The organism is Micromonospora foliorum (assembly GCF_022229015.1).
In the GTDB taxonomy this organism is placed as follows: domain Bacteria; phylum Actinomycetota; class Actinomycetes; order Mycobacteriales; family Micromonosporaceae; genus Micromonospora; species Micromonospora foliorum.
The window spans coordinates 1-8,727 of the sequence record NZ_JAKKFF010000212.1 but is presented as its reverse complement, the minus strand read 5'-3'; the positions used below and the strand labels follow the sequence as shown (position 1 = coordinate 8,727).

Genomic DNA, 8,727 nt, shown 5'->3' with positions numbered 1-8,727 from the left:
GCGGCCGCCGGCGCGGCGGCGGCGCCGTTCGCCGGGCCGAAGCGGGCCATCGCGCTGGGCCTGTCCGCGCTACCCAAGGCGCCCGGCAGTGGCCGCGAGGGGTACGCGGCTCAGCTCGGCCGAATGCTGGCCCGGCGCGGCGTGATCGCCATGGACCGGAGTGTGCTGCGGGAACTGGACCGGATCGACACGCTCGTGCTCGACGCCGCGGTGCTCGGCTCGGACCGGGGCGTACTGGCCGATCTGGCGCCGGCGCCCGACGCGGACGTCGACCAGGTGGCCGAGCGGGCCTTCGCGTTGTTCGACCCGGACGACCCGGCCGCTTCCCATGCGGCGGACGGCTGGCGGCTCGGGCCGCTGGACCGGATGCCCGCGAGCGACCCGGACGACATCCCGGACGCGGCCCGGCTGCGCTCCGCCGGCGGCCAACTCCTCGGCCTCGCCCACGGCGACCGGCTCGCCGCCCTGTTGCGGGTCGAACCGGAACCGGCGCCGGGCGTCGATGGCCTGCCCGCCGCCGCCCGACACGCTGGCCTGCGGCTGATCGTCGCCGGCGGTGACGAGCAGCGGTACGGCTTCGCCGACGCGATGCTGCCCGGCGGGGACCAGTTGGCCGAGTCGGTACGCACGTTGCAGCGCGACGGCGCGGTGGTGATGCTGGTTTCCGCGGACCGGAAGGCGCTCGGAGCGTCCGACTGCGGTCTCGGGTTCGCCGCGCCGGAGGAACTGCCGCCGTGGGGCGCGCACCTGCTGGTCGGCGCCGACCTGCGGGTGGTGGCGCTGGTGATCGAGGCGACCGGGGTGGCCCGGCGCACGGCTCAGCAGAACATCAGGCTGGCCATGGCTGGCACCGGTCTCGGGGCGCTGGGCGCGTTCACGGCCCCACCGCCCCAACTGCCGCACCGGGCGCTCGTGGCGGTCAACGGCGCGGCCGGGCTGGCCTTCGCCAACGGGGTCTGGCAGGCCCGCCGGTTGCACGACCAGTCGGACGCCCCGGCGCCGGTGACAACCGCATGGCACCTCATGCCCGTCGGCACCGTGCTCGACCACCTACGCTCCACCCCGGACGGGCTGGCCAGCGCCGAAGCGCAGCGCCGACGCCACGGCACCGGCGACAACGGCGGCGCCGCACCCGGAGGTGGTGGGCTGCTGCGCGCCTTCGTGGACGAGTTGTCCAACCCGCTCACTCCGGTGCTGGTCGCCGGGGCGGTGCTCTCCGCGTCGTTCGGCTCGCTTGTCGACGCCGCGCTGGTGGGCAGCGTGGTCGGTGGGTCCGCCCTGATCGGGGCGGTGCACGAGCGCAACACGGAGAGGTCGCTGGCGGCGCTGCTGTCGCGGTCGGCGGTGACCGCACGGGTCCGTCGGGACGGCGCCGAGCAGGTTCTCGCCGCCGAAGACCTGGTCCCGGGGGACGTCATCACCCTCGAACCGGGCGACTCGGTGCCCGCCGACTGCCGGGTGCTCGAGTCGGTGGGCCTGGAGGCCGACGAGTCGTCGCTGACCGGCGAGTCGCTGCCGGTCGCCAAGTCCAACCGACCGGTGGTCGCCGCCGCCATCGCCGACCGGCACTCGATGCTCTACGACGGCACCACCGTCGCCGCCGGGCACGGCACCGCCGTGGTGGTGGCGACCGGCAACGACACCGAAGCCGGACGCAGCCTGGCGTTGGTACGGCAGGCACCCCCGACCAGTGGGGTGGAGGCTCGGCTCGGCTCGTTGACCAGCGCCGCCATCCCGGTGGCGGCCGCTTCCGCGGTGGCGGTGGCCGGCGCGGGTCTGCTTCGAGGCGTACCCCTGGCCGAAACGGCGGCGACCGCCGCGAACCTCGCCGTCGCGTCGGTGCCGGAGGGGCTGCCGTTCCTGGTCAGTGCGGCGCAGTTGGCCGCCGCCCGGCGGCTGGCCGAGCACGGCGCGTTGGTCCGCAACCCGCGCACCATCGAGGCACTGGGCCGGGTGGACGTGCTCTGCTTCGACAAGACCGGCACCCTCACCGAGGGCAAGCTGCTGCTCGCCGGGGTCGGCGACGGCGTAGGCGACCGGTACGCCCCGCTGGACCGGTTGGACGACCGACTCCGGATGACGCTGGCCGCGGCGCTGCGGGCCACCCCCGCCGCGAAGAATCCGGAGGAGTTGGCGTTGCAGACCGACCGGGCGGTCCGGCGGGGTGCCGGTGAGGCCGGGGTGGTGGAGCAGACCGGCGCCGCCGGGTGGCGGGCTGCCGGAGGGCTGCCGTTCGAGCCGTCCCGCGGCTACCACGCGAGCATCGGCCAGACCGACGGTCAGCTGTTGTTGAGCGTCAAGGGCGCTCCGGAGACGGTGCTGCCGCGCTGTTCGTCCCGGCGCACCGACGGTCGTCAGGAGCCGCTGGACGACGCCGGTCGTGCCGAGCTGGAGCGGATGCTCGCCGACCGGGCCGGGGCGGGAAACCGGATCCTGGCCGTCGCGGAGTGCCCGGTGAACGACCCGAAGGTGACCGACGGGGACGTTCGAGGGCTGACCTTCGTGGGCTTCCTGGCCCTCGCGGACGGTGTCCGGGAGAGCGCCGCTCCGGCGGTACGCCGGATCCGGCAGGCCGGCGTGCACACCATCATGATCACCGGTGATCACCCGGCCACCGCCGAGGCGATCGCCGCCACCATCAGCGAGCACGACGAACAGCGGGTGGTCACCGCCGGCGAACTCGACCAACTGGACGACGACGCGCTCGCCGAGCGGTTGGCCAACACCGATGTGGTGGCCCGCTGCACCCCGGCCCACAAGGTGCGGATCATCCAGGCGTTGCAGAAGTGCGGCCGGACCGTGGCGATGACCGGCGACGGTGCCAACGACGCGCCGGCGATCCGGCTGGCCGACGTCGGCATCGCCCTCGGCCAACGGGGCACCCCGGCCGCCCGCGCCGCCGCCGACCTGGTGGTCACCGACGATCGACTGGAAACCATCATCGCGACCCTGATCGAAGGACGGGCGATGTGGTCGTCGGTGCGGCACGCGCTCAGCATCCTGGTCGGCGGCAACCTCGGCGAGATCGCGTTCAGTGTGCTCACCGCCGCGGCGACCGGCCGCTCCGCGCTCACCGGACGACAACTGCTGCTGGTCAACCTGCTCACCGACCTGGCACCGGCGCTGGCCATCGCGGTCCGGCCACCCGCGTCGGACCGCACCGACGCGCTGCTCCGGGAGGGCCCGGACACGGCGCTCGGTGAGAGCCTCACCAGGGAGATCGGGCTGCGGGCGGCAGCCACCACGCTGGGCGCGACCGCGGGCTGGACGTTGGCCCGCTACACCGGGCGCCGTCAACGGGCCGGCACCGTCGCCCTGGTGTCCCTGGTCGGCACCCAACTCGGGCAGACCATCCTGGCCGGCGGCACCAGCCCGGCCGTGCTGGCCTCCACGGCGGTGTCACTGGGTGTGCTGGTCGTGGTGGTGCAGACGCCGGGGGTGAGCCAGTTCTTCGGCTGCACCCCGCTCGGGCCGGTGGGCTGGACCATCGGGGCCGGGTCGGCGCTCGGCGCGACCTTCGCCAACGGCGCGCTCACGAAGCTGATGGAACGCCTCCCGGAGGCCCACCCCAACCGGACCGGATCCGGTGCCGAGCCTGCGGCGGACGGTGGTTCCGCCGACTGACCGGCGGCGCGCGGTGCCGGATGGAAAGCCGATTCCTCGGTGCTGGTGGTCCACGACCCACCAGCACCGAGGCGGCTTCATGCGGCGGCGATCACGTCCGTGGCCCGTAGGTCAGGCGGCGCAGGACGATCTCGGCGGGGCCGGGCTGCTTGCGCTTGTCGAGCTGACGCGCGATCAGGACGGTGGCGAGCCAGACGGCCACCGCGATGATCAGACCGGTCACCGTGGGGCTGCCGAACCGGTCGCCGAGGGCGAGCGTGAAGGGCGCCAGGAGGACGAGCCAGGCCACGGACTGGAACAGATATCCCGACAGGGAACGCTGGCCCAGGGCTGCGAGAGCGCCGACGACCGGGCCGGATCGGGTGACTCGCATGGCGATCAGGCCGAAGACGGCCACGTAACCCGGTCCGGCGAACATGCCGCTGGCCCCGTGGAGCAGCAGCATCAGACTGGCGGCCGACTCGTCGACGTGCAGCCATCCGGCACTGACAAGGGCTGCCGGGAGGCCGCCGACGACTGCGACGCCAAGGCCGAGGGCTGCAGTCCAGGTGAGCAGGGTCCGGTGTCGGGCCGGCTCTTCGAGGACACGGCGGCGAGCAGCCCAAATGCCCAGCCAGGCGATCATGATGAAGGGCAGGACGGTCAGCGTGTGCACAGGCCATTCGCCGAGGCGGTCCAGCACGGACGCGACGTAGCCGGGCGCGGCGAGAGAGTCGACGTGGCCCGACGGCAGCGCCGCCGACCCGCCCGGCCCGCCGACGATGCCGCTCACCACCATGGCGCCGATGACCAGCATCTCGACCGCCGCCAGCGCCCAGAGCACCAGCACGACGCGGTGGAACCTGTCGCCGCGGCGCAGCAGCAACAGGGTCATCGCGATCCCGACGATCCCGTACGCGCCGAGGAAGTCGCCGTAGTACAGCAACGCGGCGTGCGCGAACCCGAACACGACGAGCCAGAGGTTACGACGCAACAGCACGGAGCGGACCTGCTTCGCCGTGGCACCGGAGGCGTCCTGGCGGCGGGCGAGTTGGACGAGGCCGTAGCCGAACATCACCGCGAAGACCGGATAGCCGCGGGCGTGGACGAGTTCGAAGAGCAGGAAGTTGAGGCCGCGGTCGACGCCTTCCGGCGTTGCGTCGAGACCGGGCTCGCCGGCGAAGACGACTCCGGCGACGTTGGCCAGCGCGATGATCAGCAGCATCGCTCCCCGGGCCAGGTCGGGCGCGAGGGCACGCTCGGCGCGCAGCACCGGCCCTCTCGATGTCCGCGGTGCGGTGTCAACGCTCATGGCCGTCTCCCCGTGACTCGACATTAGTTTCAAAGAGAAAGTATCACTCGTACACTAATGCTGTCTGTCATGATGTGGACGTAACCTTCCGGGGCGAACGTGGGAGCCCATGACCAGCGACGATTTCGTTCCGGCGCCACTGCGCCGGCTGTGGGGGATGTCAGAGTCGTCGCGTCTCGGACGGCCCGCGTCCCTCGACGTCAACGTGGTGGTCGCCGCGGCGGTGGAGATCGCCGACCGCGACGGGCTCGACGGCGTGACGCTTCCCAAGGTCGCCAAGAGCCTCGGCTTCACGAGCATGTCGCTCTACCGGCACGTCGGCTCCAAAGACGAACTGCTCGCCCTCATGGCCGACGCCGCACTGGGCCCACCGCCGGACATCGCCGCCCCCGACTGGCGGGAAGGGCTACGCCGTTGGGCCTTCGCGCACCGCGCGGTGTTCCAGCGTCGGCCGTGGCTGACGCGCGTGCCCGCCGCCGGACCGCCCTCCGGTCCGCACCAGATCGCCTGGATGGAGGCCGCGCTGGCGGTCATGTCCGACACCCTCCTGGACTGGGCACACAAGATCGGTGCGATGTCACTGATCAGCGGCTACGTGGTCCAGTCGGTACGGCAGTACGGCGAACTCGCCGAGGGCAGGGCGGCAGGCCAGGGTCAGGCCGACGCCGAACGCGACTACGGCCGGGCGCTGGCGCGACTCGTCAACCCCGACCGCTTCCCCGAGACAGCCCGGCTGTTCTCCTCGACGCTGTTCGAGGCGCCACCGTCCGACACCCCCGACGAGGCGATCGCCGACGCGGACTTCTCCCTCGGGCTGGAGTTGATCCTCGACGGCGTCGCCGTCCGGATCGCGCGCTCCGACCCCTGAGCCCACCTGCGGGCTCTGGCCGGTTCGTCAGCGGCGCCAGCGGCTGAGCCGCATGCCCACGGCTCACCGGGGTACCGGAGCCGGAGGAGGTGGGCACGATGGCGGAGCAACCGCAGGTGACGTTCATCGGTACCGCGACGACGGTGCTGCGGATCGGCGGCTTCACCCTGCTGACCGACCCGAACTTCCTGCACCGGGGTCAACGGGCGTACCTGGGCAAGGGGTTGTGGTCGCGCCGACGCACGGACCCGGCGTTGCGGATCGCCCAGCTCCCAGACCTGGACGCGGTGGTCCTCTCCCACCTGCACGGCGACCACTTCGACCGGGTGGCCCGTCGGGAGCTGGACCGTGAGCTGCCCATCGTCACCACCCCCGCGGCGGAACGAAAGCTACGTCGCTGGGGCTTCCGGGCCGCCCAGGGCCTGCCGACGTGGTCGTCCCGGGAGCTGCAGCGCGACGGTACGACCCTGCGCCTGACCTCGATGCCCGGGCAGCACGGTCCCGGCGCACTGGACCGGCTGATGCCCGACGTGATGGGCACGATGATCGACGTGGAGCGCTCCGGGCGGCGGGAGTTCCGGCTCTACGTAACCGGCGACACCCTCAACCAGCCGCTGCTCAGCGCCATCCCCGAACGCTTTCCGGACATCGACGCGATGCTGATTCACCTCGGCGGCACCAAGGTCGCCGGGATCCTGCTCACCATGGACGCCCGCCAGGGTGCGGACCTGGTGGAGCTGATCCGTCCGCAGCTGACCGTGCCGATCCACTACGACGACTACCCGGTGTTCCGCTCCCCGCTGGCGCACTTCGTAGACGAGGCCCGCCGCCGTGGCTGGGCAAAGCAGGTCCGCACCATCGCACGCGGCGAGACCGTCCCGCTCACTCCGGCCGCCTGACCGCATCGCCGGTTTCGGTGACCGATTGACCAAGAGCGGTGTAGCCCACCCGACCTGCCAGGGTGGACCGCCGGCCTACGCGAATCGCCGCCGCCCGGCGAACCGGCGGCGGCGATCATTGCAGGCGTGATGGTCAGCTGCGCTCGGAGATGGCCTCGATGAGGTCACCCACGGGACGCTCCGGGAGGGATCGGGCCACGTCGGCCACCGCCACGATGCCCACCAGCTCGTGGCCATCAATCACCGGCAGTCGGCGTACCTTGTGCTGACCCATCGTCCGCAGGATCTCGGCCGCGTCGTCGTCCGCGCCGATGGTCACCGCCTCGCCCTGGGCCAGCTCACCGGCCGTCACGTTGGCCGGATCGCGGCCCTCGGCCAGCACCTTCACCACGATGTCGCGGTCGGTCAGCATGCCCTTGAGTCGGTTGTCGTCGCCGCAGATCGGCAGAGCGCCGACCCCCAGCTCGGCCATCCGCTTCGCGGCCGACTTCAGGTCGTCCTGCTCGCGGACACAGGTCACGTCGTTCGTCATGATCTCGCGTGCCGTAGGCATTGGTCTGACACCTCACTTCCGGGGGGTTGTTGCCGTTTCTCCTACCCCGGTCGGTCACCGCCATGCCGCCTGCTGTGCTGTTACCGCTCGTCGGCGTGGAAAGGATCCCGGGCCGGGCCCCGCTCGGCCCAGCAGTGGCCGCCTCTGAACTCCACACCAGGGATGTCGTCGACGAGCCGGCTGATGTCCGCGAGGCTTGCCAGCGAGGCGGTGAGATCGGCCCCCAACTCCTCGGCGGCTGTGTCGACGTCGTCCTCCTCAGTGGACCAGTCGATGTGGGCAGCACGCAGATCGGCAACCGCGTGGCCGGTCACGGCAGAGGGATCAGTGACGATCACGTCGACCCGGCAGTAGATGTGCATGGTGATTGCCGGTGACTGTTCGCTCATCCATGGATCATGGCAGCTGGCAAACGGGAAAGTGCTGGTGGAGCCCAGGGGACTCGAACCCCTAACCCCTGCCTTGCAAAGGCAGTGCTCTGCCAGTTGAGCTAGGGCCCCGTGAGTGGCCGCGGCGACGATCGCTCGTCGCTGGGCCGAACGTCAGCGCAGGTCGGGCGCGGTGGTCGCCTCGTGCCACAGGGCGCGCTCGTCGTTCGATGCCTTGATCTTGTTGAACACGACGGCGGCCACACCGACGACGCCAGCCAGAATCAGCAGCTTCTTGAACATGGGGCAACCCCTCAAGCTCGACTACCGTCGGACGACATGCGGTGGGGCTAGATGGAATCGAACCATCGACCTCAGAGTTATCAGCTCTGCGCTCTAACCGACTGAGCTATAGCCCCGCGTTGCGACGAGCAAGATTAACCCATCCGCTCTGCCGGCCCCAAATCGGGGTCCGCGCCTGCGAGCCGGGCCCGTCGCCGCCTGCAAAACCTACCCGAGTACGGGACGCCGGAGCGACCGCTTTCCGCGGTGCCCCGGCGTCCCGGTCACTCAGTCCCGCTCGGCGAGAGTCAGCTCGATCCCGCCGACCAGGTCGGCGCAGACGTTGTAGACGAACGCGCCCAGCGTGGCCAGCGCGGTGAACAGCACCACGTTGACCAGCCCGATCAGCGCCGAGCTGAGAATCACGCCCTTGGCGGTGATCTGGAAGCCGCTGGTGCTCTGCCCGCCGCCGGCGTTGACCAGATCGCTCAGGCTCCCGTTGACGCTCTCGAACACACCCATCGCGTCCAGCGCCAGGTAGAGCACCGAGGTGGCGACCACCACGACGATGAAGAGCACCACCGACACCGCGAATGCAAACTTCATCACGGACCACGGGTCGATCCGCTTCAGGTTCAGCCGGGCCCGGCGCGGCCCACGGGAGGCGGCCGAGCTGACCGACGTACGCGCTGCGCGCACCGCGTCACCGACGCGGGCGGCCCCGACGGCGGACGCGTTGCCGATCCCCGGTGGCAGGCCACCGGGGATCGGCAACGCGTCCGCCGTCGGTGCCGCCCGCGTCGGTGACGCGGTGCGCGCAGCGCGTACGTCGGTCAGCTCGG

The 8,727-nt window shown here is 71.6% G+C and carries 8 protein-coding genes and 2 tRNA genes; 3 read left to right on the top strand and 7 right to left on the bottom strand.

Annotated elements, in window-relative coordinates; translation table 11 throughout:
- A partial coding sequence (locus PSH25_RS16440) for an HAD-IC family P-type ATPase (RefSeq protein ID WP_238659917.1) occupies positions 1-3,624 on the top strand: 3,624 nt, incomplete at its 5' end.
- 91 nt (positions 3,625-3,715) lie between these two features.
- On the opposite strand, the gene PSH25_RS16435 is transcribed toward PSH25_RS16440, so the two are convergent.
- Positions 3,716-4,915 (bottom strand): DUF418 domain-containing protein, encoded by a 1,200-nt coding sequence (locus tag PSH25_RS16435; protein ID WP_238659916.1) that lies wholly within the window; start codon positions 4,913-4,915, stop codon positions 3,716-3,718.
- Between the two features lie 109 nt (positions 4,916-5,024).
- Between PSH25_RS16435 and PSH25_RS16430 the strand changes: the two genes are divergently transcribed.
- On the top strand, positions 5,025-5,783 hold the full coding sequence (locus tag PSH25_RS16430) for a TetR/AcrR family transcriptional regulator C-terminal domain-containing protein (protein ID WP_238659915.1): 759 nt from the start codon (positions 5,025-5,027) through the stop codon (positions 5,781-5,783).
- A 98-nt stretch (positions 5,784-5,881) separates the two neighbouring features.
- A complete protein-coding gene (locus PSH25_RS16425) occupies positions 5,882-6,682 on the top strand; it encodes an MBL fold metallo-hydrolase (protein ID WP_238659914.1) in 801 nt (266 codons plus the stop codon).
- Positions 6,683-6,815: 133 nt separating this feature from the next.
- Here the strand turns inward: PSH25_RS16425 and PSH25_RS16420 are convergent, their stop codons facing one another.
- From PSH25_RS16420 to PSH25_RS16395, 6 genes are all read right to left on the bottom strand, one after another.
- Entirely contained in the window at positions 6,816-7,235 is a 420-nt protein-coding gene (locus tag PSH25_RS16420) for a CBS domain-containing protein (protein ID WP_091396513.1), read from the bottom strand.
- Between the two features lie 80 nt (positions 7,236-7,315).
- Positions 7,316-7,624: a hypothetical protein gene (locus PSH25_RS16415; RefSeq protein ID WP_238659913.1), complete on the bottom strand. Its 309-nt coding sequence runs from the start codon at positions 7,622-7,624 to the stop codon at positions 7,316-7,318.
- A 35-nt stretch (positions 7,625-7,659) separates the two neighbouring features.
- Positions 7,660-7,735: transfer RNA gene (locus PSH25_RS16410), tRNA-Ala, on the bottom strand.
- 42 nt (positions 7,736-7,777) lie between these two features.
- Positions 7,778-7,906, bottom strand: coding sequence for a DLW-39 family protein (locus PSH25_RS16405; protein ID WP_209444550.1), 129 nt, complete (start codon positions 7,904-7,906; stop codon positions 7,778-7,780).
- A gap of 42 nt (positions 7,907-7,948) precedes the next feature.
- Positions 7,949-8,022: transfer RNA gene (locus PSH25_RS16400), tRNA-Ile, on the bottom strand.
- A 151-nt stretch (positions 8,023-8,173) separates the two neighbouring features.
- The coding region (locus PSH25_RS16395; RefSeq protein ID WP_238659912.1) for a DUF3566 domain-containing protein at positions 8,174-8,727 on the bottom strand (554 nt) is incomplete at its 5' end.